General features: G+C 68.7%; 23 protein-coding genes and 1 tRNA gene. 11 read left to right on the top strand and 13 right to left on the bottom strand.

All coding sequences use genetic code 11. The features are described 5' to 3' along the window. Positions 1–19 precede the first annotated feature (19 nt). A complete protein-coding gene (gene fadD2, locus BST10_RS04530) occupies positions 20–1,690 on the top strand; it encodes a long-chain-fatty-acid--CoA ligase FadD2 (protein WP_083036597.1) in 1,671 nt (556 codons plus the stop codon). Positions 1,691–1,772: 82 nt separating this feature from the next. Here fadD2 and BST10_RS04525 read toward each other — a convergent pair whose 3' ends face one another. The 5 genes from BST10_RS04525 to BST10_RS04505 form a co-directional block, all read right to left on the bottom strand. Then, positions 1,773–2,813, bottom strand: a complete 1,041-nt coding sequence (locus tag BST10_RS04525; protein ID WP_083036594.1) for a TQO small subunit DoxD — start codon at positions 2,811–2,813, stop codon at positions 1,773–1,775. A 72-nt stretch (positions 2,814–2,885) separates the two neighbouring features. After that, positions 2,886–3,350, bottom strand: a complete 465-nt coding sequence (locus BST10_RS04520; protein ID WP_133054403.1) for a hypothetical protein — start codon at positions 3,348–3,350, stop codon at positions 2,886–2,888. A 336-nt stretch (positions 3,351–3,686) separates the two neighbouring features. Continuing rightward, entirely contained in the window at positions 3,687–5,879 is a 2,193-nt protein-coding gene (locus tag BST10_RS04515) for an acyl-CoA dehydrogenase family protein (RefSeq protein WP_083036589.1), read from the bottom strand. A gap of 32 nt (positions 5,880–5,911) precedes the next feature. Then, entirely contained in the window at positions 5,912–6,871 is a 960-nt protein-coding gene (locus BST10_RS04510; RefSeq protein ID WP_205277444.1) for a 2-hydroxyacid dehydrogenase, read from the bottom strand. Between the two features lies 1 nt (position 6,872). Then, a complete protein-coding gene (locus tag BST10_RS04505) occupies positions 6,873–7,517 on the bottom strand; it encodes a TetR/AcrR family transcriptional regulator (RefSeq protein WP_083036587.1) in 645 nt (214 codons plus the stop codon). 88 nt (positions 7,518–7,605) lie between these two features. Between BST10_RS04505 and BST10_RS04500 the strand changes: the two genes are divergently transcribed. Then, the gene (locus tag BST10_RS04500; protein ID WP_083036583.1) at positions 7,606–8,184 is read left to right on the top strand and encodes a VOC family protein; all 579 of its coding nucleotides are present in this window, start codon (positions 7,606–7,608) and stop codon (positions 8,182–8,184) included. Here the strand turns inward: BST10_RS04500 and BST10_RS04495 are convergent. After that, positions 8,181–8,828 carry a TetR/AcrR family transcriptional regulator gene (locus BST10_RS04495; protein ID WP_371869195.1) on the bottom strand — a complete coding sequence of 216 codons (648 nt, stop codon included), beginning with the start codon at positions 8,826–8,828 and terminating at the stop codon, positions 8,181–8,183. The genes BST10_RS04500 and BST10_RS04495 overlap by 4 nt on opposite strands. Before the next feature lie 250 nt (positions 8,829–9,078). Between BST10_RS04495 and BST10_RS04490 the strand changes: the two genes are divergently transcribed. After that, positions 9,079–10,041 carry a hypothetical protein gene (locus BST10_RS04490; RefSeq protein WP_083036579.1) on the top strand — a complete coding sequence of 321 codons (963 nt, stop codon included), beginning with the start codon at positions 9,079–9,081 and terminating at the stop codon, positions 10,039–10,041. Between the two features lie 101 nt (positions 10,042–10,142). On the opposite strand, the gene selB is transcribed toward BST10_RS04490, so the two are convergent. The 3 genes from selB to BST10_RS04475 form a co-directional block, all read right to left on the bottom strand. Continuing rightward, positions 10,143–11,930 (bottom strand): selenocysteine-specific translation elongation factor, encoded by a 1,788-nt coding sequence (selB, locus tag BST10_RS04485; protein ID WP_083036576.1) that lies wholly within the window; start codon positions 11,928–11,930, stop codon positions 10,143–10,145. 13 nt (positions 11,931–11,943) lie between these two features. Next, entirely contained in the window at positions 11,944–13,257 is a 1,314-nt protein-coding gene (gene selA / locus BST10_RS04480) for an L-seryl-tRNA(Sec) selenium transferase (protein ID WP_083036573.1), read from the bottom strand. Between the two features lie 16 nt (positions 13,258–13,273). Next, positions 13,274–13,368, bottom strand: a tRNA-Sec gene (locus BST10_RS04475). A gap of 36 nt (positions 13,369–13,404) precedes the next feature. Between BST10_RS04475 and selD the strand changes: the two genes are divergently transcribed. Further along, positions 13,405–14,382, top strand: a complete 978-nt coding sequence (gene selD, locus BST10_RS04470; RefSeq protein ID WP_083036570.1) for a selenide, water dikinase SelD — start codon at positions 13,405–13,407, stop codon at positions 14,380–14,382. A gap of 2 nt (positions 14,383–14,384) precedes the next feature. Next, complete coding sequence (locus BST10_RS04465; RefSeq protein ID WP_109559393.1) at positions 14,385–14,597, top strand: hypervirulence associated TUDOR domain-containing protein; 213 nt, start codon at positions 14,385–14,387, stop codon at positions 14,595–14,597. A gap of 6 nt (positions 14,598–14,603) precedes the next feature. Here the strand turns inward: BST10_RS04465 and nrfD are convergent, their stop codons facing one another. The 3 genes from nrfD to fdh are packed head-to-tail and all read right to left on the bottom strand — an operon-like array spanning position 14,604 to position 19,905. Further along, positions 14,604–15,653: an NrfD/PsrC family molybdoenzyme membrane anchor subunit gene (gene nrfD, locus BST10_RS04460; protein WP_083036565.1), complete on the bottom strand. Its 1,050-nt coding sequence runs from the start codon at positions 15,651–15,653 to the stop codon at positions 14,604–14,606. Further along, entirely contained in the window at positions 15,650–16,615 is a 966-nt protein-coding gene (locus tag BST10_RS04455; RefSeq protein ID WP_083036564.1) for a 4Fe-4S dicluster domain-containing protein, read from the bottom strand. The genes nrfD and BST10_RS04455 overlap by 4 nt, the downstream gene beginning before the upstream one ends. Continuing rightward, positions 16,615–19,905 (bottom strand): formate dehydrogenase, encoded by a 3,291-nt coding sequence (fdh, locus tag BST10_RS04450; protein WP_163762400.1) that lies wholly within the window; start codon positions 19,903–19,905, stop codon positions 16,615–16,617. Before fdh ends, BST10_RS04455 begins: the two co-directional genes overlap by 1 nt. Positions 19,906–19,962: 57 nt before the next feature. On the opposite strand from fdh, the gene fdhD reads away from it, so the two are divergent. Continuing rightward, positions 19,963–20,781 carry a formate dehydrogenase accessory sulfurtransferase FdhD gene (gene fdhD / locus BST10_RS04440; protein WP_083036560.1) on the top strand — a complete coding sequence of 273 codons (819 nt, stop codon included), beginning with the start codon at positions 19,963–19,965 and terminating at the stop codon, positions 20,779–20,781. A gap of 137 nt (positions 20,782–20,918) precedes the next feature. Continuing rightward, positions 20,919–22,205: a hypothetical protein gene (locus BST10_RS23195; protein ID WP_163762401.1), complete on the top strand. Its 1,287-nt coding sequence runs from the start codon at positions 20,919–20,921 to the stop codon at positions 22,203–22,205. On the opposite strand, the gene BST10_RS04430 is transcribed toward BST10_RS23195, so the two are convergent. After that, the gene (locus BST10_RS04430) at positions 22,202–22,753 is read right to left on the bottom strand and encodes a hypothetical protein (protein WP_049792982.1); all 552 of its coding nucleotides are present in this window, start codon (positions 22,751–22,753) and stop codon (positions 22,202–22,204) included. The two genes, BST10_RS23195 and BST10_RS04430, sit on opposite strands and share 4 nt — an antisense overlap. A gap of 104 nt (positions 22,754–22,857) precedes the next feature. Here BST10_RS04430 and BST10_RS04425 point away from each other — a divergent pair, with 104 nt between their 5' ends. From BST10_RS04425 to BST10_RS04410, 4 genes are all read left to right on the top strand, one after another. Further along, positions 22,858–23,292 carry a hypothetical protein gene (locus tag BST10_RS04425; RefSeq protein WP_083036749.1) on the top strand — a complete coding sequence of 145 codons (435 nt, stop codon included), beginning with the start codon at positions 22,858–22,860 and terminating at the stop codon, positions 23,290–23,292. Then, positions 23,289–24,065: a hypothetical protein gene (locus BST10_RS04420; protein ID WP_083036558.1), complete on the top strand. Its 777-nt coding sequence runs from the start codon at positions 23,289–23,291 to the stop codon at positions 24,063–24,065. Before BST10_RS04425 ends, BST10_RS04420 begins: the two co-directional genes overlap by 4 nt. A 171-nt stretch (positions 24,066–24,236) precedes the next feature. Further along, positions 24,237–24,536 carry a PE family protein gene (locus BST10_RS04415; RefSeq protein WP_083036556.1) on the top strand — a complete coding sequence of 100 codons (300 nt, stop codon included), beginning with the start codon at positions 24,237–24,239 and terminating at the stop codon, positions 24,534–24,536. Between the two features lie 10 nt (positions 24,537–24,546). Next, positions 24,547–26,118: a PPE family protein gene (locus BST10_RS04410; protein WP_235673675.1), complete on the top strand. Its 1,572-nt coding sequence runs from the start codon at positions 24,547–24,549 to the stop codon at positions 26,116–26,118. Positions 26,119–26,148: the final 30 nt, after the last annotated feature.

Below are 26,148 nucleotides of genomic sequence, written 5' to 3'. Positions count from 1 at the left end.
CGTCACATAAGGTTGGGCCATGGCAAAGCTCACCGACCTGCCAAGTCAGGCCGTCAACACGCTCGGTCGTTACCTGGAACGAGGAAGTGCCGAGCTGCACTATCTGCGCAAGGTCCTTCAGTCCGGTGCTTTGCGGCTGGAATCACCCGGCATCATCGCGAGCGCGATCGCCGACGGGGCCCGTTGGGGCGAGCTCGGGATGATTCCGGCGCTGAACGCCCGCCGTAACCCGAACGGCCTGGCCGTCATCGACGACGACGGCAGCATCACCTTCAAAGAGCTCGACGACGCCGCCAATGCGGTGGCCAATGGCCTGGTCGCGATGGGTGTGCGAGGTGGCGACGGGGTGGCGATCCTGGCCCGTAACCACCGCTGGTTCTTGATCGCCAACTACGGCTGCGCCCGGGTCGGCGCCCGGCTGATCCTGCTGAACAGCGAATTCTCCGGCCCGCAGATCAAAGACGTCTCTGAACGCGAAGGCGCCAAACTGATCATCTACGACGACGAGTACACCGAGGCGGTCTCGCAGGCCGACCCCCCGTTGGGCAAGCTGCGGGCGCTGGGAGTCAACCCCGACAGCGACCAACCGTCGGGCAGCGCCGACGAGACGCTGGCGCAGCTGATCGCCCGCAGCAGCAAGGCACGCGCGCCGAAGGTCACCAAGCACGCCTCGATCATCATCTTGACCTCCGGCACCACCGGCACCCCCAAGGGCGCCAACCGCAGCACCCCGCCCACCCTCGCCCCGATCGGCGGGATCCTGTCGCACGTCCCGTTCCGCGCCGGTGAGGTGACGTCGCTGCCGTCCCCGATGTTCCACGCGTTGGGCTACCTGCACGGCACCCTGGCGATGTTCTTCGGCTCGACACTGGTGCTGCGACGCCGGTTCAAGCCGGCCACCGTGCTGGAGGACCTGGAGAAGCACAAGGTGACCGGGATTGTCGTGGTTCCGGTCATGCTGTCGCGGATCCTCGACCAGTTGGAGAAGACCAGTCCCAAGCCGGATCTGTCGAACCTGCGGATCGTGTTCGTGTCCGGTTCACAGCTCGGCGCCGAGTTGGCCACCCGGGCGATGAAGGATCTGGGCCCGGTGATCTACAACATGTACGGCTCGACCGAGGTCGCGTTCGCCACCATCGCCGATCCGGGCGACCTGCAGTACAACCCGGCGACGGTGGGACAGGTGGTCAAGGGCGTCAAGGTCCGAATCCTCGACGACAACGGCCACCAGCTGCCGCAGGGCGAGGTCGGCCGGATCTTCGTCGGCAACTTCTTCCCGTTCGAGGGCTACACCGGCGGCGGGGGCAAACAGATCATCGACGGACTGCTGTCATCGGGAGACGTGGGCTATTTCGACGAGCGGGGGCTGCTCTACGTGTCCGGCCGCGATGACGAGATGATCGTCTCCGGCGGTGAGAACGTCTTCCCCGCCGAGGTCGAAGACCTGATCAGCGGGCACCCCGAGGTGATCGAGGCGACCGCGCTGGGCGTGGAGGACAAGGAGTGGGGCGCGCGGCTGCGGGCGTTCGTGGTCAAGAAGGAAGGCTCCTCCGTCGACGAGGACACCATCAAGGTCTATGTGAAGGAGCATCTGGCCCGCTACAAGGTGCCGCGCGAGGTGGTCTTTCTCGACGAGTTGCCGCGCAACCCCACCGGCAAGATCCTCAAGCGCGAGCTCCGCGAGCTGTAGGTCCCGTTTCTGGCGCGAGCGTGCGCGTCCCCGGTACGACACTCCGTGCCGGAGCCGGGACTACGCACGCTCGCGGCACGGGTCAGGTGACGCTTGCGATCGGCAACTTCCAGGTGGCGCCGCTGATATCGGTGAGCACAAGGGTGTACCGGTGTGCCGCGTTCCAGCGTGTCCGTTCGGTGTCGATCGTCACCCGAGCTTTCGCGCCCAACGGGACGACGAGGCTGTGGGCGCCGGGCTCCACCTTGGCCACGTAGCGGTTGGTGATCGCCGTTCTGGGCAGCCGGCTGAGCTCCGCGCCATCGAGCTTGACCACGGTGTCGCCGGCGGTGTCGTCGCGGACGCCGACGCCGATCAGAAACGAGCCGTACACGTCGGCGCCTTCGGTGCGGAAGAGCTCGAATTGCAGGCTGTTGTCGGCTATGTGGGCGTCGGTGATCTCGATGACCGGCGCTACCGATTTATTGTGCAGCGGGCCATAAACCCCGCCGTGAAAATGCTGGTTGGTGAACAACGCCACGGTCAGGATCAATATCGAGCCGCTGACCACGACGGGTGTCCTGACGTTGATTGCGCCCGAGCTCAGCCAGTTGAACCATTTCTGCTGCGCCAGCCGCAGAATCCTGCCCGAAACGATGCGATCCACGGAATAGCGCCCGCCGCCGCTCAAAAACAGCATGAAACCGCAGGCCATCCCGAGGATCCCGATTTGCCACTCGTCCAGGCAGGTGGTGCCCAGCCAGCCGGCGCTGAGCAGGATGCCGAACGCCAACCCCAGGACCGCCAAACTCATGATCCGGGTGAGAAAACCAATCATCACGCAGATCCCGACGACGCCTTCCACGATGGTGAACACCGTCATCGCCACCGCGAGCAGACCGGGGTGGGTCAGCAGGTGCTCGATGATCGGGCCGATGCCAAGCGCGTGCGGCAGAAAATGGTTGAACTTCTCGCCGATATAGCCGGGCAGATTCGGATCCAATTTGTCGGCGATGCCGACACGGCGCCAGAAAGCTGAAAAGTACGTCCACCCGATGACCAGTCGGACCGGCAGTGCGAAAAGCGCCGCGGTAGTGAAATGACGTTCGAGGGTCCCGGCTTTTTCGATGGTGTCAGCGGTCACGGGGCACCTCCGGTGCAGTAGTTTCCTTGGCTTCCAGGAGTGATCGGGCGATGTAGTCGGCAGCGGGCCAACTCAGTAGGTGAGGGTCTTGTAGCCTTGCTCCTGTAGTCCGAGTGCATACGTCAGAGCGTTCCCGGTGGTGGGAATCTCGGGTGGCAGGAGAGCCGGATCGATGCCCGTCCTCTGGACTGAAATATTGCAGGCCACGACTTTGAGTCCGTCGTCGATCACGGCCCGACGGACCGCATCCTTCACCGCCGGAGTCGTTGCGATCTCTTGGACCAATTGTCCGTACGCCACAATCTGAAAATCAATGGCCGAGCTCTTCGCCTTGAGCTCCCGGCCCGTCATTATGGCTCCGTCCAAGTGCCGTCCGTCGGAAGCCAGCAATGCGTACTTGCCATCGGCCCTAACAGCGTTCTCCGTTGCGAGGATCTCTTCAACGCTCGGCGGCTGAGCATATGCCGGGTTGGCGACTCCGAGTGGGATGATGGCCACTGCGGCCGTCAGGGTCAAAAGCTTACTGAACTTTTTCACGTACCCTCCATCGTTCACCCCGTCAACGATCCCGCACCGCTCCTACGTACCTACGTAGTAGCTACATAGGTATCGATGTTTCTAGCATGCTGGAGCCGATCGACGCAATCGGGATGAGTCCACGGCGGATCCCGGCAGGTCCGGCATCGACACACCCGTCTCACGCGGGACGGTGCAGCTGGGCTCGACCCAGCGTTGGCGCGGCGGCACCCGATGACGGCGACCGTTTGCGGTGTTGGCGTCGCCTGATTCGGTATTTCGTTGGCGCGCTTAAGTTCTCGATCCTCCCGCGGTCTGGCCGGCGCGATAAGTTAGCCAGGATGCGGTTTTCGACTCCTACGGATCGCGGGGCAGCCCCAGCAGACGCTCGGCGATGATGTTGAGCTGAACCTCCGAGGTGCCGCCGTAAATCGTTGTGGCACGGCTCATCAGCAGATACTCAGCCCACTTGCCGGGCAGTTGCTCGCGGTCACCGATCGCGGCGTCGCCGGCGAAGGTGCTCACCCCGAATTCGGCGTAGCCCTGGCCGGTCCGCATCGACAGCAGCTTGGACACCGCCGCCGCGGGCATCGGGTCCTTGCCCGCCAGGGTCAACAGCGTTGAGCGCAGGTTAAGCAGCTTGGCGGCGTGCCCTTCGGCGATCAACTCGCCGGCTCGGCGCTGCTCACCCTGATCGAACTGGCCGTCGCGGATGAAGTCCACGAACCCGTCGAGGCTGGCCAGGAACGGCATCTCGGACCCGCCGATCGACACCCGCTCGGCGGTCAGCGTGTTGCGGCTGACCTCCCAGCCCCGGTTCACCTCGCCGAGCACCAGCTCGTCGGGGATGAACACATCGTCGATGAACACGGTGTTGAACATCGCCCCGCCGGTGAGTTCACGCAGCGGACTGACGGTCACGCCCTCACTTTTCATGTCCAGCAAGAAGTAGGTGATGCCATCGTGTTTGGGGGCCGCGGCGTCGGTCCGCGCCAGCAGGGCTCCCCATGACGAGAACTGCGCGGCCGACGTCCAGATCTTCTGTCCGCTGATCCGCCAGCCGCCGTCGACCTTGGTGGCCTTGGTGGTCAGGCTGGCCAGGTCCGAACCCGCGCCCGGCTCGGAGAACAGCTGGCACCACACCATCTCGCCGCGGAACGTGGGCGGCAGGAAACGCTGCTTCTGCTCTTCGGTGCCGAACGCCACGATCGACGGGATGAGCCACGCCGCGATACCCATCCCCTGGCGGCGCACCCGGCCGGCCGCGAACTCCTGCTCGATGATGATCTGCTCGATCGGCTCGGCGGCCCGCCCCCACGGCTTCGGCAGGTAGGGCAGTACCCAGCCGCCCTCGGCGATCGCCACGGTGCGCTCGTCGCGCGGTATGGCCTTGAGCGCGGCCACCTCCGCACGGATCTCCGCCCGCAGTTTCTCGGTTTCGGGATCCAGGTCGATGTCGATCTTGCGCATCCCGCCGGCAGTGGCGGTGTCGACGACCTGCTGCGGGTAGTCGGCGCGACGGCCGAACGAGGCGGCCAGGATCAGTGCCCGCCGGTAATAGACGCCCGCGTCGTGCTCCCAGGTGAAACCGATCCCACCGTGGACCTGGATGCAGTCCTGGGTGCAGTGCTGCGCCGCCTCCGGGGCCAGGGTCGCAGCCACCGCGGCCGCGAACGGCACGGCCGCAACCGCGGCGTCGTTCCCGGTTGCCTCGTCGATCGCGCGGGCGGCGTCCCACACCGCGGCGGTGGCGCGTTCGGTGGTGGCGATCATCTCGGCGCACTTGTGTTTGATGGCCTGGAACTGACCGATCGGCCGGCCGAACTGTTCGCGGATCTTGGCGTACTCCGCCGCGGTGTCGGTGGCCCACCGGGCCACCCCGACCGCCTCGGCGGACAGCAGTGTCGAGATCAGCGCGTGCGCCTGCGCCTGGTTGAGGTTGCCCAGCACGGCTTTGTCGTCGACCTCGACACCATTGGCCCGCACGTGGGCGATCGGACGTAGCGGGTCCACGCTTTCCACCGGCTCGATCTCAAGCTGGTCGGCACTCAGCACCACCCAAGCTTCGCCGCTGTCGATCGCCACGGGGAGCACGAGCAGCGACGCCTGGGCGGCCGCCGCGACGGCACGGACCTCACCGCGGATCACCAAGCCGTCACCGTGGGCGGTGGCCGTCAGTCCGGGGTTGAGGGTGTAGCTGGCGATGACCTCGCCGGTGGCCAGACCCGCCAACTCGGGGGCGGTCGGATCATGGGCGGCGATCAAGGCGCCGGCGATCGCCGACGGCACGAACGGGCCGGGCACCGCGGCATAGCCGAACTCGGCCAGCACCACCGCCAGCTCCAGGATGCCGAACCCCTGCCCGCCGACTTGTTCGGCCAGGTGCACCCCCGCCAGACCCTGCTCGGCGGCGGCCCGCCAGTACGGCGGCGGGTTCTCGATCGGGTTGTCCATTGCCGCATGCAACAACTCGGACGGCACCGCCCGTGTCAGAAGTGACCGCACTGAATCGGCGAGGTCCTGATGCTCAGATGTGATCGCTATGGGCATGTTGCGCCTTTCGGTGTGTGCGTGGGGCCAAACTAACAACCGGTCGGTTGGTTGACTACCTCGGTCAAGGGTTGACCGTCGCGCAGCCGGCGACAGTTGTCGACGGCGGCGCTCAGATAGCGCTGCATGGTGTCGGCGGTGTACCAGCTGACATGGGGAGTCAGCACCACGTTGTCCAAGCCGAGCAGGGGGTTGTCCGGGCTGACCGGCTCAACGGCGAACACATCGAGACCCGCGCCGCCCAGCCGCCCGCTCGCCAGCGCCTCGGTCAGCGCGGTCTCGTCGACGACGGTGCCGCGCGCGGTGTTGACCAGCACCGCCCCGGGTTTCATGCGCGCCAGGCCGGCCCGGTCGATCAATCCCTCGGTGGCCGCCGTCAACGGCACGTGCAGCGACACGACATCGGCTTCGGCCAGCAGCTCCGGCAATGAGCGCCAGCCGGGGCGACCGTCATCGCGGGTGCTGGTGTGCAGCACGTTGGCGCCCATGGCGGAGACGATCCCGGCGACGCGTCGGGCGATGCTGCCGTACCCGACCAGACCCACGGTGCAGCCGCCGATGTCGCGGCAGCGCTCACCGAGATCCGGATCGGTGGGCCAACCGGACCCCTGGCGCGTCGAGCGATCCAGCGACACCAGTCGGCGCAACACCGCCAGCATCAGCAGCACGGCGCCCTCGGCCACCGATGCCGCGTTGGCGCCGGGCATGTTGGCAACCGCGATGCCGCACTCGGTGGCGGCCCCGACGTCGATGGTGTTGATCCCGACGCCGAACTTCTGCACCAGTCGCAGTCGCGGTCCACCGCGCAGGTCCTCGCCGGACAGCGGACGCAGCACGTGCCAGATCACCTCGGCATCGGCCAGCTCACGCCGGAAGGCGGTGTCGTCGTCGGCGGCGCACCACCGAATATCGAGCCAGTCCGATTCCGGCGCAACGAAGTCGATGACCTTCGGCCCGGGGATGAAATGCGCCAGGACTCTCACCGCCGGCATGTCAAGTGGTCTCCTCGGTATAGATGGCCCGATAGAAGACGTTGGCCAGGGTTCGGATGCAGGCGTCATCGTCCGGCGCGGCGCCGCCGCGACGGGGGGCGGCCAGTTGGACGTAGCAGAACTGGTTCAGCATCGACACGATCGCCACCGCGAGTAGTTCGGGATCGTCATCGGCGCAGTGGCCGTCAGCTTGCGCTCGTTTCACCGTTTCGGTGATGAAAGCCACTGGTACCGCGCAGATCTCCGCCCAGTAACGGGCGAAGTCGTCGTTGACCATCGCCAGTTGGGAGACTCCGACCATCTCGGCGAGTCGGTTGCGGTAGGTATACCAGTGGGCGGCGGCGGCCTGCTCGATACGCTCCCGGTTCGACAGCCCGTGCCGAACGGCGCCGGAGACCCGCTCGCCGGCCTCATCGCGGAACCGCAGCGCCCACTCCCGGACCATCGCTTCTTTGGAGTCGTAGTAGTTGTAGAACGACGCGGCCGATCGACCGGCCTCGGCAGCGATGTCGGCGATGGTGGTGGCCAGCACACCTTTGCGGGCGATCACCGCCCGTGCCGCGGAGTCGATCGCCGCCTGGGTGCGTCGGCCCCGACGAGTCGGCAACGGGTCGCGGTGAATGGGCTCTTCGGAGAGGGTCGACACCGAATCGGTTCTCCTGTCGCTGCCGGGGCTGGATCAAACTTGAATCTGATGTTAGATTCAGATTCTGATCTTGACCAGAGGAGTCGCGATGATCAAGCCGCACGGTGTCAACACCGAGTTCGAGATCAGTGGGATCAACCACGTCGCGCTGGTCTGCGCCGACATGGCCCGAACGGTCGACTTCTACAGCAACGTGCTCGGCATGCCGTTGGTCAAGTCCCTGGATCTGCCCGCCGGGATGGGCCAGCACTTCTTCTTCGACGCCGGCAACGGTGACTGCGTCGCCTTCTTCTGGTTCGCCGAAGCACCGGATCGCGTACCGGGCATCTCATCGCCGGTCGCCATCCCGGGCGTCGGTGAGATCGTCAGCGCGGTGAGCACCATGAACCACTTGGCCTTTCACGTGCCCGCAGACAAGTTCGACGCCTACCGCCAGCGACTCAAGGACAAAGGTGTCCGGGTCGGGCCCGTTCTCAACCACGACATGTCCGAATTCCAGGCCAGCCCGACCCTGCATCCCGGTGTGTACGTCCGGTCGTTCTACTTCCTCGATCCCGACGGAATTACACTTGAGTTCGCTTGCTGGACAAAGGAGTTCACTCCAGGCGAGGAACACGTCACGCCGAAGACCGAAGCCGACCGGAGGGTTCCGGCCGTCACCACTTAGTCTCGGTACAGCGCCGGATCGCCGAGTTTGTCCAGCAGTGCGGCCAGTTGCTCGATCAAGCGTTCCGGCTTGAACCGCACTTCACCGGCCAGCCAGGCGCTGATCGTCTGGGCGACCCCACCGACGACGAAGTGTCCGGCCGCTTTGATCCGGTCGTTTTCCGGCAGTCGCAGCGCGCTGCCAGCGTGCTGGCCAGATAACATCGCCAGCAGCGCACTGGATTCCACCCGTTTGCGTACCACCACTGCGTTGCTCAGATGCACGCCGAACAGCAGTCGCCCGATCCGGGCGTCACCTACGATCGTCTGCACGATGTTGGCGATTCCGGCCCGGGTCTGCTCGCCGGGCGGCGCCGCCTTCACGACCGACTGGGTCTTGGCGGCCAGGTCGGCGATGACGGAGTCGAAGACCGCGCTGACGAACTCTTCCTTGTCGGCGAAGCTCTCGTAGAAATAGCGCGCGGTCAGGCCGGCCTGCCGGCAGATGCCCCGCACGGTCAGTTCCGCAATCTGCGGCACGTCGGCCCCGAGAAGGTCGAGCCCGGCCTCGAGGAGTCGGGCTCGGCGCGATGCCCGGCGTTCGACGGCGTCGACCCCGCCGTACAGGCGCGCCCCCGACACATTGGTGGACACCATGTCGAACATCTTGGCACCGGGCCTGACACAGAGCAATGTCCAGAAGCCGGCGTTCTCAGGATTGCGGGTGCGGCGATGCCGGGCATCAGGCGGAGCTGAGGCGCCGTTGTCCCAGCGGGATGCACGTCAGCGCTGGTGCGCGCCGGGCCCTCCAGGGAAAATTCTCTGTGATTTCGGTTGACGAAACATCAGAAAACCCCTAATGTTAGCCAAGCCACGATCTGAACAAGATCACCGGTTACAAACAAGGGAACATATCATGAAGCCGATCATACTAGGCGTCGCCGCCGGAGGTGCCGCAGCAGCATTCCTCACCGCGGCGACCGCCGGCGCCGAGGTCTCGGAGACTCCGGGGACCTGGACGCCGACCTATAACGTCGACACCGCCGAGATTCTGCAGGCGGCGAACTCGTTCACGAACACTTGGGCCGTCACGTCGATCTTCACTCACAGTGACGGCGAGGCGCTCGCAGGAACGACCTACCTCACCCCGTCGACGGGTGGGCTCAACGCCCTGTTCATCGATGACGCCACCGGTGATATCTACAACCAGAACCAGCTCGGGCTGGGCTTCACCAACCTGTACTACGACGCCGACGGCGACGGCAAGGACGTCGTCGACATCCTGAAGACGCCCTTCGGAAACATCGACATCTCGTCGATGGCGGCGTGGTTCGCGCCGGCCGACGTGGCAGACCTGACCCCGGCGTCGCCGCTGGAAGCGCTGGAGAACGCCGGCTTGTACAGCGCCCTGAACCTGGGCCTGGGTGAGGACGCTCCTGCCGACGTGACGTGGAATCCGACCTACGCCCTCGACGGTGCTCAGCTGCTCGACGTCAACGACCCGCTCTCGCAGACCTGGAAGTTGACGGCTGCCTTCACCAACGATGACGGCGAGATGCTGTCGGGCACCAACTACATCACGCAGTCGTTGTTCGGTGGCGGCATCAACAACCAGTTCGTCACCACCGACGGGGATGTGTACGCGCAGCACCAGCTGGGGCTGGGCTTCACCAACCTGTACTACGACGCCGACGGCGACGGCAAGGATGTCATTGACATCCTGAAGACGCCCTTCGGAAACTTCGACATCTCGTCGATGGCATCGTGGTTCGCGCCGACCGACTTCTCCGATGTCGACGCGGTCTCGCCGGTGGCCGATCTGGAGGACGCCGGTCTCTACAGCGTCCTGGACCTCGGTCTGCTGACGCCGGACGTGTAATCAACCACACAGCAAGCACGAATGCCCCGGTTCTGCCGGGGCATTCGTGTCTCTATGGCCCAGACCGGCCCGCGCAGCGCTGTCCGTCGGGGCGGTATCCGTCAGTGCGCCACTTCCCGCTGGACGTTATCGATCCGACGGGTCCAGCCGCGGGAATCGAGGTGCTCCAGCAGCGGGATCGCCACCCGTCGAGTGGTGCGCAACGCCTGCTTGGCCTGCGTGGCGGTGAAGGGCTGGGTCAACGACGCCAGTTCACGCATCGCCAGCGCCGGCGCCGTCGGCAGCAGCACCACCGACTCGGTCAGCCGCAGCAAGCGGCCGGCCCGCTCGGCCGCGGCCAGCTCGCGGATCCCCAGTCGCAGGGCGGCCAGGTCGTCCGCGTCGGGGGCTCGGAACGGCTCGGCGGCAAGGCGAGACTCCAACGTGGCGATCGCGGCTTCGGCCGGCCCGAGATCGCCACCGGTGCCCGCCATCCGGATCAGGCCGTCATGGAGCTCCAGCCCGGCGTCACGAACCACCTCGTCGAGCAGGCCCACTTCGGGCAACCCCAACAGATCAGCCGCTGCCCCGCTGGACATCCCGGCCGACAACGGGTTTCGCTCATGCAGCTCCCGCGTCGCCGAACCCAGGCGTTCCAGCCAGCCCTGGTAGGTGCTCGTCTGAACCCACCAGCCACGGACCTCGCGCACCCCGGCAGGCACCGCCGTGCAGTCGTAGCCCAGCAGCTGCAGCCGGGCGCGGAACACCGCACCCCGGTCGGCCACCACTGCTGCCGGATCGTCGCCGGATGTCAGCGCCGCCAGCACAACCCCGCGCCGGGTGCCGTCGCCGCGGCGCCGCAGCGCCGGAGGATCGGGATCGAGCACGCGGACCCCGGCCACCACCCGCCGTCCACCAGGGTCGCGCAACACCAGTCGATCCGAAAGCGCCAGCGGCAGCGAATGTTCCAGCGTGAGCCGGGCATGGTCGTCGTCGAACGGCCGAAGCCGGGCCGGTACCGACGCGGTGCCGACGTGCACCACCAGGTGTTCGGGCGCCTGGCTGAGCGCGAGACCGGTTGCACGGCGCACATCCACCGTGCTGGGGGTCGGCCACGCATCGACCGTGACCAGCGTGTCGCCGCGGTGCACGTCTGCTGCCGGCACCCCCCGCAGGTTGACGGCCACCCGTGCCGTCGGCGACACCGTCGCGCAGTCGTGACCGCAACTCTGCAACCCACGAACGGTCACCTCGCGCGGCTGTCCCCGCCCGAGCAGGATAAGCCGGTCACCGCGAGCCAGCGTGCCCGCGGTGAGGGTGCCGGTGGTCACGGTCCCGGCGCCGGTGATGCTGAACGAGCGGTCCACCCACAGCCGAACCCGTGCGGTCGGGCAGGGCGCGGGCAGCCGGGACACCACCTCGTCGAGCGCCGTTCGCAGCTCGGTCAGGCCGACACCGGAGGCGGCGGACACCGCCACGACGGGGGCATCGTGCAGCCCGGTCTCGGCGAGTTCGGCGCGGGTCGCGGCCAGCACCTCGGCGACCCGGGCGGGTGGCACCCGGTCGATGCGGGTCAGCGCCACCAGACCGTGCGAAAAGCCCAGCGCGGCAAGGGCGTCGCGATGATCAGACGACTGCGACCGCCAGCCCTCGTCGGCCGCGACCACGAAACACACCACCGGCGCCGGGCCCAGACCGGCCAGGGTGTTGGTGAGGAAGCGTTCATGCCCGGGCACGTCGACGAACGCCACCGGGGCACCCGAGGGCAGTGTGGTCCACGCGAACCCGAGATCGATGGTGAGTCCGCGGCGGCGCTCCTCGGCCCACCGGTCGGGCTCCATTCCGGTCAACGCTCGCACCAGGGTGGATTTACCGTGGTCGACGTGTCCGGCCGTGGCTACGACGAACATTGCCACATCACGGTCACTCCAACGCCGCGCGCACCGCGGCCAGCAACCGCGCGTCGTCGGCCTCGGGGACGCAGCGCAGGTCGAGCAGGCAGGCGCCGTCGTGCACCCTGGGCAAGACCGCGGGATCGCCGGCGCGCAGCCGGGCGGCGGCTGTCTCGGGCAGTCGCACCGCCCAGCCGGGCAACGGGACGCCGGGTGCGCCGCCGCCGCCGACCCGCCCGTCATGCGGAACAATCTCGGCGCCAACAGCGGTCGCGAGCAGCTCAGCGCGGCACCGCAGGGATTCGGTGTCGGCGTGCAATGCCAACGTCACCGGTGGCAGGCCACCGGCCACGGTGGCTTCGAGCGCGGCCAGCGCAAGCTTGTCGGCCCGCACCGCTCGGGCCAGCGGATGACGGGCCAGTCGGGCGACGATCTCACGGCGCCCCAACACCAGCCCGGCCTGCGGCCCGCCGAGCAGTTTGTCCCCGCTGGCGGTCACCACGTCGGCGCCGGCGGCCAGCGCGCTCGCCGCATCCGGCTCGTCGGGCAGCAGCGTGTCGGCAGCGAGCAGCCCGCTGCCCAGGTCGGCCAGCAGGGCCACACCGTGCTCGTCGGCCAGCGCCCGCAACTCGCGTAGCCCGACCGCCGCGGTGAACCCCTGCACGGCGAAGTTGCTGGGATGCACCTTGAGAATGCAGCCCGTCTGCGGTCCCAGCGCCTCGGCGTAATCGTGCAGGTGGGTGCGGTTGGTGGTGCCGACCTCGCGCAGCACCGCGCCGGTGGAGGCGATCAGATCGGGTAGCCGGAAGCCGGCGCCGATCTCGATCAGCTCGCCGCGGCTGACGACTACTTCTTTTCCGGCTACCCCCGGCCCGGTGGCCAGCGCGGTGGTGGCCAGTACCAGCGCAGCGGCGCCGTTGTTGACCACCAGTGCGTCCTCGGCGGCCGGACACGCCGCCAGCAGCGCGGCACGCGCGGCGACGCCGCGTTTGGACCGGGCTCCGGTTTCCAGGTCCAATTCGACGTCGACATAGCCGGCGGCCGCCACGAGCGCCTCGACTGCCGCCGCCGACAGTGGAGCCCGGCCCAGGTTGGTGTGGATCACCACTCCGGTGGCGTTGAGCACCGGCCGCAGTGTGGATCCGGAATGAGATGAAAGACGTTCCAGCACCGATGATTCCACCGCGTCGGGCGCCAGTTCCCCGCGGCGCGCCCGATCCTGGGCGTCGTGCACCACCGCCCGGATGGTGCGATCGCCGAGCCGGGTGGCTGCCTGGCGCACCGCAGGCAGCGCCAGCAGTGCATCGGTGCGTGGAATGGCGCGACGCGGATCGACCTGGCTCACAGCCCCTCCTGTCCGATGGCGGAGGCGGACGGGAATCGAACCCGCCAGACCGAGTTGCTCGGCCTCACCGGTTTTGAAGACCGGGGAGCCCACCAGGACCCAAACGCCTCCGCTGTTAAACCTAACCGGTGTGGCTAGCCTGAACCGATGACCATCCGGCTCACCGGCTACGCGCACGGCGGCGGCTGTGCCTGCAAGATCCCGCCCGGCGAACTCGAGGACGCGGTGCGCGGCCTGGCAGGACAGGCGCACGATCGGGTGTTGGTCGGGCTCGACGACGGCGACGACGCGGCCGCGGTGCTGGTGCGCGACGACCTCGCCGTGCTGTCCACCGCCGACTTCTTCACGCCCGTCGTCGACGACGCCTATGACTGGGGCCGCATCGCGGCCGCCAACGCGCTCTCGGACATCTACGCGATGGGTGGGACCCCGGTGGTCGCGATCAACCTGGTGGGCTGGCCGCGGGAGACGCTGCCGATGGAGCTGATGAGCGAGGTGCTGCGCGGCGGCCTGGCGGTCGCGCAGCAGGCGGGCTGTCCGGTGATCGGCGGGCACTCCATCGATGATCCGGAGCCCAAGTACGGCATGGCTGTCACCGGGGTGGCCGACCCGAAGAAGCTGCTGCGCAACGACTCCGCCGCACCCGGTCTTCCGCTGACGCTGACCAAGCCGATCGGGGTCGGACTGCTCAACAACCGGCACAAGCGGACCGGGGAGGTCTCCGTCGAGGCCGTCGAGCTGATGACCCGGCTCAACCGCGACGCGGCCCGCGAAGCGGTGGAAGCGGGCGTCCGGGCCGCCACCGACGTCACGGGCTTCGGGCTGCTCGGCCACCTGCACAAGATGTGCCGGGCATCCGGGGTGGGCGCGGTGATCGACCGCGGCGCGGTGCCGGTGATCGGCGGCGCGGTCGAGGCGCTGCGCGACGGCTTCGTCTCCGGCGGCACGCAGCGCAACCTGGACTGGGTGCGCCCGCACCTGCGTCCCGGACCCGGTATCACCGAGGACGATCTGCTGCTGCTGGCCGACGCCCAGACCTCCGGTGGTCTGCTGATTGCCGGGGAGCTTTCCGGGTATCCCGTAATCGGGCATACCGTCCCCGGAAGCGGAGTCGAGGTGCGATGAGTATGAGCCGGTTCAAGGTCGGCGACCACGTGCGGTGGAACTCCGAAGCCGGGCACGTCAGCGGGCGCATCACCAAGGTGCACACCGAAGACACCGACTGCAAGGGACATCGCCGCCACTGCACGCCCGAGGACCCGCAATACGAGATCAAGAGCGACAAGACCGATCACATCGCGATGCACAAGGGTGCGGCGCTGCACAAGCTCGACGGCTGACTCCGCTCAGCCGGCGGTCGTGATCGAATCCCCGGTGATACCCGCTGCCCGCCGCGCCGCCAGGCGACGCTTCTGCGGTTCGATGGTGTAGCGGGGATCCTTCGCCGACTCGATGCCGGCCTCGAACACCCCGAACCGGGTCAGCGCCGAGGCCCCCAGCAGTGCCAGCCCGGACAGCGCCGCCACCGCGCGGTGCCGCCCGCCCAGCAGCGTCCCGACACCGCCGGCGATCGCCAATCCTTCACTGCACCGCAGCATCGCCCCGGCCCGGCCCTGCTGCAGCGGCTCGGCGGCGATCGGGTCCATCCGGTGCTCCATCGCCCGGGTCGCGATGACGTCACCGATGACTCCCAGCACCGCCAGTCGTCGCGCCGGCCCGGCTTCGGTCACCGGCGTCGTCAGCATCGCCAGGCCGCCGGCGGCCAGGCTCGCCGAGCTGACGAACACGAACGGCAGATCGCGGTGGGCGCCGTGCCAGGTCGGGGTGGCGGTGTCGCCCAGCAGCACCGCGGTGTAGACGGCCAGCGGCGCAGCGAACACGGCGGCCTCCAGGCCGGCCGGTCCTTCGGCCGCCCGCAGCACCGGCCGCAGTGGGCCCAGGGGTAGCCACTCGCCGGTCATGCGATCGACCTCGGCGGCGGCCGCAACCCCGGCGCCCGCGCCGAAACCCGACAGGATCCAGGATCCGAGGCTCATCGGTGAGGTGAGTTTGATGGTGCGCAGCATGTTGACGAAGCGCTCCGGTCGACCGAGGTCGCTGATCAGCGCCGCCGCGCTCAACATGATCGCCACCAGCGCCGCCAGCCGGGAGTTGCGGCGCAACACCTTTCGCCCGGTGAGCTGGGCACCGGCAGCCAGCAGACCTGAGCCGCCGGCCAGGCCGCCGAGGAACAGGTAGGCGGCGATCTCGTGCGTCCACGGCGCCGGCTTGACCACCGGGCGCCCGTAGTAGGAGCTGAACGCCACGTCGGGCACCATCGGCATCTCGCGGCCACCGTCGCCGCCGCCACGGCGCCGACGCCTGCCGCGGCGCGGATCGTCCGAGACGGTGCTCATGACCGCCCCCCCAGGAATGCGACGGCGGCGGCGGCCAGCATCCCGGCCGCGGCCAGGGCCGACCGCTTGAACATCGCCGGCAGATCGGCGGTGCCGACCCGCGGGTCCGGTGGCAGGCCGTAGACCTCCGGCTCGTCGAGCAACAGAAAGACCGATCCGGTGCCGCCGACGCCATCGTGCTCGTTGGCGCCGTAGAGCCGGGCCTCGGTGCGGCCCTGAGCGTGCAGTCGGGCCACCCGCTCGCGGGCATCGGCCACCAGATCGTCGTGGTCACCGAACTTGATCGATTCGGTGGGACAGGTCTTGGCGCAGGCCGGAGTTCCGCCGTCGACCAGCCGGTCGTAGCACATGGTGCACTTCTGGGCGATCCCGACTTCTGCCACGCCGGGAGCGGCGCCGCGGGCGGACTTCGGCGCCGCTGTGCCGTCGGTGCGACGCTCGATCACCCCGAACGGGCAGGCCGGCACGCAGTTTCCGCAGCCGTTGCAGACGTCGTCCTGCACCACGACCGTGCCGAACTCGGTGCGGAACAGCGAGCCCGTCGGGCAGACGTCCAGGCATCCGGCGTGCGTGCAGTGCTTGCAGACGTCCGAGGCCATCAGCCAGCGGAACTGCTCGGTAGCCGGCGGCGCGATATCCGTTGCTGCGCCAGGCATTTTGGGCATGCCCAGATCGATCAGCTGTCGCCCCGATTCGCGGGCGTTCGCGATGGCGTCGGCGCCCTGTTCGATGAACGCGACGTGCCGCCAGGTGTTGGCGCCCAGCGAGCCGGTGTTGTCATAGGAGGATCCGAGCAGCTCCAGGTCGCCGTCGGCCGGGTTGTGGTTCCACTCCTTGCAGGCCACCTCACAGGCCTTGCAGCCGATGCAGATCGAGGTGTCGGTGAGGAAGCCTTTACGCCGGTGTTGCGCTGACCATCGCGCGTCGGCGGCGGGGTTGGTCGGTCCTGAAAGTTGGCCCATCAGTCCCGCCTTTCCGGGTCGACAGCGGTGTTGCCGGTCTCCGGTGTTGCGCCGGAACGGCTTTGGTATTCGGTGATCAGCCGCAGCAGCTCCTCGCCGTGCGGTCGCCGGCCCGGCCGGATGTCGCAGGAACCGGCCTTGGACTCCTGGATCTGCACGTTCGGATCCAGGGTCACCCCGAGCAGGTCGTTGGCGGCGTCGCCGCTGACCACCGCGTCGCCACCGACACCCCAGTGATACGGCAGCCCGATCTGGTGCACGGTGTGTCCGCCGACGATCAGCGGTGTCATCCGGTCGGTCACCAGGACGCGCGCCTCGATCGCCGCCCGCGGCGAGATGATGGTCGCCCAGCCGTAGTTCTCCAGGCCCCGCTCGGCGGCCAGCGCGGGGGAGACCTCGCAGAACATCTCCGGCTGCAGTTCGGCCAGATACGGCAACCAGCGGCTCATGCCGCCGGCGGTGTGGTGCTCGGTGAGGCGGTAGGTGGTGAACACGTACGGGTAGACGTCGGCGCCCGGCTCACCGGCACTGGGAGCCGACAGATTGTCTTTGCGCGGGAAGGTGATTCGAGCCGGATTGCGCTGCTGGAGATACACCGCGTTGGCGATCGGTGACTCCTGCGGTTCGTAGTGGGTCGGCAGCGGGCCGTCCACCACGCCCTTGGGCGCGAACAACCAACCCTTGCCGTCGGACTGCATCACGAACGGGTCGTCACCGGCCAACGCGTCCGGACCGCCCGACGCCGGATCCGGCCGGGCGCCCGGGGCACGGTCGACCACGAAGTCGGGCACGTCATCGCCGGTCCAGCGGCCGGCTTGCGCGTCCCACCAGACGTAGCGCTTCCGTTCACTCCACGGCACCCCGTCCGGGTCCGCCGACGCCCGGTTGTACAAGATCCGCCGGTCGGCCGGCCAGGCCCAACCCCACTGCGACTGGCTGCGGCTCGGCCCGCCGTTGGGCACCCGCCGGGCGGCCTGGTTGACGCCGTCCGCGTAAACCCCGGTGTAGATCCAGCAGCCGCCGGCCGTGGTCCCGTCGGCGCGCAATTCGGTGTAGGACGACAGCGGCCGGCCGGCGTCGTCGCCGGTGAGCTGATGCCCGTTGATCTCGGCCAGCACGAACTCGGGATCCGGGTCGCCGTGCTCGTCGACGGGGTAGTCCCAGACCAGATCCAGCAGCGGCCGGTCTCGCGGATCGGTCGACCCGGCCAGCTTGGCGCGGATGCGGTTGCCCAGTTCGACGAAGAACTGCAACTCGCTGATGCAGTCTCCCGGCGGGGCCACGGCCTGATGGCGCCATTGCAGCAGCCGTTGGGTCTGGGTGAACGTCCCGGCCTTCTCGACGTGACCGGCAGCCGGTAGGAAGAACACCTCGGTCTCGATGTCTTGCGTGCGCAGCTCGCCGGAGGCGATCTCGGGACCGTCCTTCCACCAGGTGGCCGACTCGATCAGGTTCAGATCCCGTACCACCAGCCACTTCAGGTGCGCCATGCCCAGCCGCTGTTGGCGCCCGTTGGCCGAACCGACCGCCGGGTTCTGACCGAGCAGGAAGTAGCCCTCGACTTCGTCGGCCAGCATCCCGGTCACGGTCTGATAGGTGCCGTGGGCTCCGGTCAGCCGGGGCAGGTAGTGATAAGCCCAGTCGTTGTCGGCGGTCGCGGCGTCGCCCCACCACGCCTTGAGCAGGCTGATCAGGTAGGCGTCGGCGTCCGCCCAGAAACCCTTCTGGCTCTTCGACCCGACGCGGCCCAGGTAGGCACCGAGGGTGTCGTCGCGCCCGGCCTTGGGCATCGGCAGATAGCCGGGCAGCATGTCGTAGAGGGTCGGGATGTCGGTGGAACCTTGAATGCTGGCATGCCCGCGCAGCGCCATGATGCCGCCGCCCGGCCGGCCCACGTTGCCCAGCAGCAGCTGCAGGATCGCGGCGGTGCGGATGTACTGGGCGCCCAGGGTGTGCTGTGTCCAGCCCACCGCGTAGGCGAAGCACGTGGTGCGTTCCCGCCCCGAGTTGGACGTGACGGCGCGCGCCAGGTAGTCGAACAGTTCGGTGTCAATGCCGCAGACGTCGCGGACCATCTCCGGGGTGTAGCGCGCGTAGTGCCGCTTGAGGATCTGGAAGACTGTGCGCGGGTGCTGCAGGGTCTGATCGCGCCGCACCCGGGGGTGTTCGAGTGCCGCGCCGCCGCTGCCGAGCGTCTCGCCGAGCGAGCGCGCCGATGCGCTGGCGCCGTGCTCATGACCACCGCCGGGCGAGCCGATGTCGTCCTCGCCGGCGTCGCGGCTTTGGTACGCCCACGTCGACGGGTCGTACTGCCCGGTCTCCGGGTCGAACCCGGAGAACAGCCCGCCCAGGTCCTCGGTGTCGCGGAAGTCCTCGCTGACCAGCGTCGCGGCGTTGGTGTAGGCGAGCACGTAGTCACGAAACCACAAGTCGTGGGTGAGCACGTGGTTGATCAGCGCACCCAGCAGCACCACGTCGGAGCCGGCCCGGATCGGAATGTGCGTGTCACACACCGCCGACGTGCGGGTGAACCGCGGGTCGACATGGATCACGGTGGCGCCCCGGCTCCGGGCTTCTTCGACCCACTGGAATCCGACCGGATGGCACTCGGCCATGTTGGAGCCCTGGATGACGATGCAGTCGGCATTCGCCATGTCTTGCAGGGACTGTGTCGCGCCACCGCGACCGAAGGAGGCTCCCAGACCGGGAACCGTGGCGGAGTGTCAAATACGAGCTTGATTGTCGATCTGTATCGCGCCGGCGGCGGTGAAGAGCTTCTTGATGACGTAGTTCTCTTCGTTGTCCAGCGTGGCGCCGCCCAGCGAGGCGATCCCCATGGTGCGCCGCAGCGGCCGGCCGTAGTCGTCGTGGTCCTGCCAGCCGTTGCGCCGGGAGGCGATGAACCGGTCGGCCACCATGTCGATCGCGGTGTCCAACTCCAGCGGCTGCCAGTCACTGGCGCGGGGCGCCCGGTAGAGCACGGTGATCTGCCGCCCGGGAGAGTTGACCAGTTGTTCGCTCGCCGCGCCCTTGGGACACAGCCGGCCGCGTGAGATCGGCGAGTCCGGATCGCCCTCGATCTGCACCACTTTCTCGTCCTTGACGTAGACGCGCTGCCCGCAGCCCACCGCGCAGTAGGGGCAGATGCTCTGCACCACTCGGTCGGCGGTCGCGGTTCGCGGCACGGTGGCGCGGGTGCGTTCGGAGGTGACGGCCGGCCCGCGGCCGAACACGTCACCGGTGCGCAGTTGCCGGATCACCGGCCACTCCAGGAATTTTCGCGGAACCATCTTCAGAGCCTAAGGGAACCGGCCGCGCTCCCGCAGCCGAGCAAGCATGATGGAGCAATGAGTCGGATAACGCAGCGGCGCCGGGTGAGCCATGTCGCGGCCGGTGCCGCGACGCAGCGCCCCGAGACGCTGGCGGTGGAGGAGCCGCTGGAGATCCGCCTCAACGGCACGCCGCTGAGCGTCACCATGCGTACGCCGGGATCGGATGTCGAACTGGCGCAGGGCTTCCTGCTCACCGAGGGCATCATCTCCGGGCGCGCCGACGTGCTGAGCGCGCGCTACTGCGGTACGCCGGCCGGGCCCAACACCTACAACGTGCTCGATGTGACGCTGGCGCCCGGCGTGCCGCCGCCCACGGTCGACGTCACCCGCAACTTCTATACGACTTCATCTTGCGGGATCTGCGGCAAGGCTTCGCTGGACGCGGTACAACTGGCCAGCCGGTACTGTCCGGGCGATGACCCGGTCAGCGTCACCGCGGCGGCGATCACCGCGATGCCGGACCGACTGCGCTCAGCGCAGGACGTGTTCGACCGCACCGGTGGCCTGCACGCCGCCGCACTGTTCAGCTCCGACGGGTCGGTTCTGGTGGTACGGGAGGACATCGGCCGGCACAACGCCGTCGACAAAGTGATCGGCTGGGCGCTGGAACGTAACCGGATACCGCTGTCGGGCACCGTCCTGCTGGTCAGCGGTCGGGCGTCGTTCGAACTGACCCAGAAGGCGGTGATGGCCGGGATCCCAGTGCTGGCCGCACTGTCGGCGCCCTCCTCGTTGGCCGTGGACCTGGCCAGCCAATCCGGCCTGACCCTGGTGGCATTCCTCCGCGGTGACTCGATGAACGTCTACAGCCGGGCCGACCGCATCGTCGGTTGAACGTAGTCGCAGGCGCGCGATATAGCCGGGAAAACCATCCGCAGACGCGGCAATAAACCCGCGTTCGATCTTGCATTTCCGGCTACAAGTATTAATGTGTCCAGACTGAGCAGATCCTGATCGAAGAGGGGTGCAGGATGACCGGTCGTAGCCGTGACAGTCGGGGCAAACGCCTGCTCGGGACCGCAGCCGGAGCGTTCCTGGTCGCCGGGATGGTGCCGATCGCCGCCGCTCCCACCGCGCACGCCGACGATCTCTGGGATCTGATCGTCGACCCGTTCGTCAACGTCTTCGACGGTGGCACGGGCGATGGCGCCGACCCGTTCGCCGGGTTCGGCGATACCAATCTCGTCTTCGGTCTGGGCAGCGCGGAGTCCGGTCCACTCGACTTCGCGCAGTCGATCAACGATGCGCTCCAAGCCTGGCTCGCCAGCGACTCCGGCATACAGCTGGCCGAGATGATCAACGCGCCGTTCGTCTACCTGTTCGGACGCGATCTGATCGGCAACGGCCTGGACGACTTCACCGGGGAGAACACCTCGCTGCTGGGCAGCACCGGCATGTTCGGTGATCTGGGCGACGGCGGGTTCCTGTTCGGCAACGGCGGCGCCGGAGCCGACGGAGTGGCCGGCGTGAACGGCGGCGCTGGTTGGGACGGTGGTTCGGCCGGCATGTTCGGCAACGGCGGTGACGGCGGCGCCGGTGCGGCGGGTGCCGCCGGCGGGGCCGGTGGTGACGGCGGCAGCTGGTTCGGCAATGGCGGCCATGGCGGTGACGGCGGCGCCGGCGACACCGCCGGAATGGTCGGCGGAAACGGCGGTGCGGGCGGCAATGCCGGATCCTGGCTCGGCGACGGCGGCGATGGCGGCGATGGCGGCGCCGGCGTCAAGGGCGTCCAGGCACTGAACAGCGGCGCCGGCAGTGCCGGCGGCAACGGCGGAGTCGGCGGCAACGGTGCCTCCGTGGGAACGGGTAACGGTGGTAACGGCGGTGCCGGTGGCAACGGCGGCAACGGTGCCGACGTGGCGGGCAGCGGTGGCGGTGGTGGCGGTAGCACCGGTGGCGGAACCGGCGGTGGCGGCGGTGGCGGCAGCACCGAAGCGAACACCGCCGGCGGCAACGGTGGTACCGGTGGAGCGGGCGGCAGTGCCGGGCTGATGTCGGGCAACGGCGGCAATGGCGGAGCCGGCGGAAACGGCGGCTTCGCCGGTGTCAGAGGCCCGGACACCCCCGGCGGTCAGGGCGGTGCCGGTGGCCAGGGCGGCGCGGGCAGCATCAACGGCGACAACGGCGAGGCCGGAGCCGCCGGCAACACCCCCGGCAGCAAGGGCGGCGGCGGGGACGGCTGCGTTCCCAACCCGGGTGGCGGCGGTCCCGGCGGCCCCGGCAGCGGCACCGGTTGTGGTGGCGGCGGCGGAGGCTAACCGCTCGGGGAGCCTGCCGGTGCGGCGCGGTCGATCACAGCGACGATCGCCCAGCCGAGCATCCCGGCCGCGAGGCCGAATCCGAGGTGGAACAGCGCCTTCTCGCCGATGGCCACCATCCCGAACGAGTGGCCGACGATGAGCCACCTCGTGAGTGGAACAACAAGCGCGACAAGGTGAACCGGGGCGGCGGCCAGTGCGACCAGCCACCGGCGTGCCCGTACCGCGGGACTTGCGATCAGCAGGTACAGCAACACCGCGGCGCCCAGGTAGCGGATGCTGGCCCACGGCCCGGGCCCGGATTGCAGCAGCAGGGTCGCCGCTGTGGATGCGGCCCCCACGGCGAGCACGGTGGGCGGTCTGCGGGTGGTCAATGCCACGGCCACCAGCAGTGTCAGCCACACCAGGCCGCGGTGTCCGGGCAGTGCCAGCGGCATCCGCACGTCAGCGGAGATGGTGATCACGGCGGCGGCAGCGGCCGGAAAAACCACCTCGCGGGCCAGCGCCAGACTCGTCGCGTTACGGGCTGCCCACGGCATCACAGTCATCGCCTCAAGGTAGGCCTGACGGCCGCGCCACACAACCTCATCTGCGGTCCAGAACGACGTGTTAAAGCTTGAATACGCATCGATGCCGACATACGGTCATGCACATGCGGTCATCTGCCGGGCACCTGCTCCGAATGGGTCTGACGGTCCTCGTCGTCAGCACCGGAATCGGGGGGTGCGCCGCCGATTCCGACGCCGGGTACCACCTGGTCGTCCGGCAGGACGGTCGAGTGCTGGACGAGTTCGATCTGGCACGGCTGGGTGAACTGCCGCAGATCGAGATCACCACCCCGCAGTCGCACGGCAGCCCGGTACAGCGCGGCCCGTCGGTGCGCACGGTGCTGGACGCCGCCGGGGCTGCCGACATCCGCAGTGTCCGCATCGAGGGCAGCGACCCCGCGCAGACGCTGACCGCCGCCGAACTCACCGACCGGGTCGTGCTGAGTTTCACCAAGCGCGACACCGTCAAGCTGGCCGCGGCCGACCTCGACCGTGACCGGTGGGTGCGCGACGTGCAGACCGTGGTCGTCAACCCGTGACGGTCTTCGCCGGCGTCGATCTGCTGATCGCCATCGATGACACCGATGACCGGTTCAGTCCCGGCACCGGCCGGCGCGCCCGAGCGTTGCTGTGCGAACTGGCCGCCGCGGGTTTGGGCAGTGCAGCCGGTGCCACCCGCCACCAACTGCTGGTCGACGACCGCGTGCCCTATACCTCGCACAATTCCAGCGCCTGCCTGGCCTGGCGTAGCCCAGCCGGCGACCCGCACGCGGTACGCGGCGAGATCATCGACTACACCGCCCGGTTCCTGGAACGCGTCTGCCCACCGGCCGCCGACCCGGGCCTCGCCGTCGCGGTCCCGGCCGACCTGTCCGACATCGGACCGCTGGTGGAGTTCGGCCGGCGGGCCAAACGCGAAGTGCTGCACCGTGCCGAGGCTCGGCACCTCGCCGACGAACTCGGGGTGCAGCTGTCCGGGCACGGGGGAACCCACGACGGGGTGGTGGGTGCGCTGTCGGCTATCGGCCTGCAGCTCTCCGGCGACGACGGCCTGTTCATCACGCTGCCCGGCCTCGCTGACCTGCCCCACGCGGCGACTGTCGACGAACTGCTGGCGAGCGTGCCCATCGACGAAGCCCGCGACGGCGGCAACCGCCGACCCGCGGCCGGGGAGCGTATCGAGTTGGGTGACTGGGTCCGGCCGGTTCTGCTGGGGGGCGCCGCTGTGCTCCTGCTGGAACCACCTGTCGAGCAACCCGATGGGCGGCGCCACTGGCGGACCGCACCGCGGGCGGTCGTCAAGAAGTATTGAGGTGCTTCCGCAGCTACGGGAAGATCGACCGACTCGGTAGGCATATCGTGACTGAGAAAGCGGAATTATTCCGCAGCTAAGGCCAGTGAAAAGGTGTTCGTCGGCTAGAGTTCTTGAGGTCCCTTGAGGTCGACGGCCTACGCCGCGTTCGTTGCCGGAAGGAGCTTCGTCATGGTCCTGCACGTCGTTCCCGAAGGCTTGGCCGCGACGAGCGCGGCGGTGGAGGCAATCGCCGCCACCCTGGCGGCCGCCCACGCGTCAGCGGCCCCGCTGATCACCGCGGTGGTTCCGCCGGCGATGGACCCGGTGTCGCTGCAAGCCGCGGCGGAACTGAGCATGCAGGGCAGCCAGCATGAGGCCGTCGCCGCGCGCGGCACCGAGGTGCTGGGCCGGGCCGGGGTCGGCGTAGCCGCGGCCGGGGCGAATTACCAGGCCGCCGACACGTCGGCCGCGTCGGCGTTTCCGCGGTAGCGGTGCGGTGATGTCCGCCCTCGTGTGGATGGCGGCCCCGCCGGAGACGCATTCGGCGATGCTGAGCACAGGCCCGGGACCCGGTGCGCTCCTTGCCGCGTCGGCCGCCTGGACCGCCTTGAGCGGGGAGTATCTCAGCGCCGCAACCGAACTCGCTGCCGTGCTGGCAGATTCCCAGGGTGTGTGGGCCGGTGCGACGGCGGACGCCTATGCTGCTGCGCACCTGCCCTACCTGGCCTGGCTGCAGCTGGCCGGCACCCTCAGTGCCCGGACCGCCACCCAGCACGAGGTGATCGCGACGGCCTACAGCAGCGCGTTGGCGGAGATGCCCACGCTCGCCGAGCTCGCCGCCAACCACGCCACCCACGCGGTGCTGGTTGCGACCAACTTCTTCGGTGTCAACACCATTCCGATCGCCGTCAACGAGGCCGACTACGCGCGGATGTGGATTCAGGCGGCCACCGTTATGAGCGTCTACCAGGCCACCACCGAGACCGCGCGCAGCCTGGGGCATACCAGTGGCGGAACCCAAGCGGGCTCCGCTGCCGCCGGGGACGGCGGTGGCGGCGGTGGCGGCAGCGGCGGCGGAGGCAGCGGAAACTTCGACCTGCCGACACCGGCGGAGATCTGGCAGATGCTCTTCGGTCGTGACGGAGACCAGGTGCCCGGACAGGGCCAGCCCAACTGGAGTCCGGCGGAATTCCTGCAGAATCTGTCGAACTTCTTCAACGGTAACGAGAAGGCGCTGGCCTGGCTGCAACAGAACTTCCAGGGCCCGCTGACGCCCGCCCAGTGGTGGCAGCTGTCGAGCTACTTCATCGCGTGGCAGACCTACCGTGCGGTCAATTGGACGCTGCGCAGCCTGCGCTTTTTCGCCCAGCTGTCCCCGCTGTTGGCCGGTGTCGGCTTGAACCTGTCGATCGCCAACCTGGGGGTGCTGGCACCGGTGGCCGGCGTGTCGGGACTGGCCGGCTTGTCCGGACTGTCCGGGTTGGCCGGCATCGCGGCGCCGCCGGTGATGCCGGCGCCCGCGCCGGTGGCGCCGGTCATCTCGGGTGGTACGGCGCCGCCCGCGCCGGTTCCGGCCGCGGTGCCCGGGCCGGCTGCGCCTGCCGCCCCGGCCGCGTTGATACCGACAGCCCCCGCTGCCGCCCCGCCGCCGCCGGCGGCACCGCCGCTGATCGGCACCGAAGGCACGTTCCACAGCTACCTGGTGGGCTGGCTCCCCGCATCGCAGCGCACCGCCGCCACCGTGGCCTCGAAGGCGGCCCGGCGCGCACCCGACATCGCGGTGCCCGCGGCGGTCACCGAGTCGGTGCGGGGCGCGGCGCGGCAACCAGGTCGCCGCCGCGGAACCTTGATCGACCCCGGTTACCGCTATGAGTACCTCGAGGAGCACGACCCGGGCGCTGCACCGCAGGTCCAGCACGGCTCGGCGGGGTTCACCGGCACCCTCGGTGCGACCGGGGTGACGCAGCCTGCGGGGTTGGCGGAATTGGCGCGCGATGAGTTCGGCCGGGGCCCCAGGCTTCCGATGCTGCCGGACTCCTGGGGGAACAGCCCACGGGCCGAACCAACTTAAGTACCGCAATCGCGGACCAGGAGCCGATTA

The organism is Mycolicibacter algericus DSM 45454 (assembly GCF_002086455.1).
Classification (GTDB): domain Bacteria; phylum Actinomycetota; class Actinomycetes; order Mycobacteriales; family Mycobacteriaceae; genus Mycobacterium; species Mycobacterium algericum.
The sequence above is the reverse complement of the archived record's forward strand: the minus strand, read 5'-3'. Positions and strand labels throughout refer to the sequence as shown.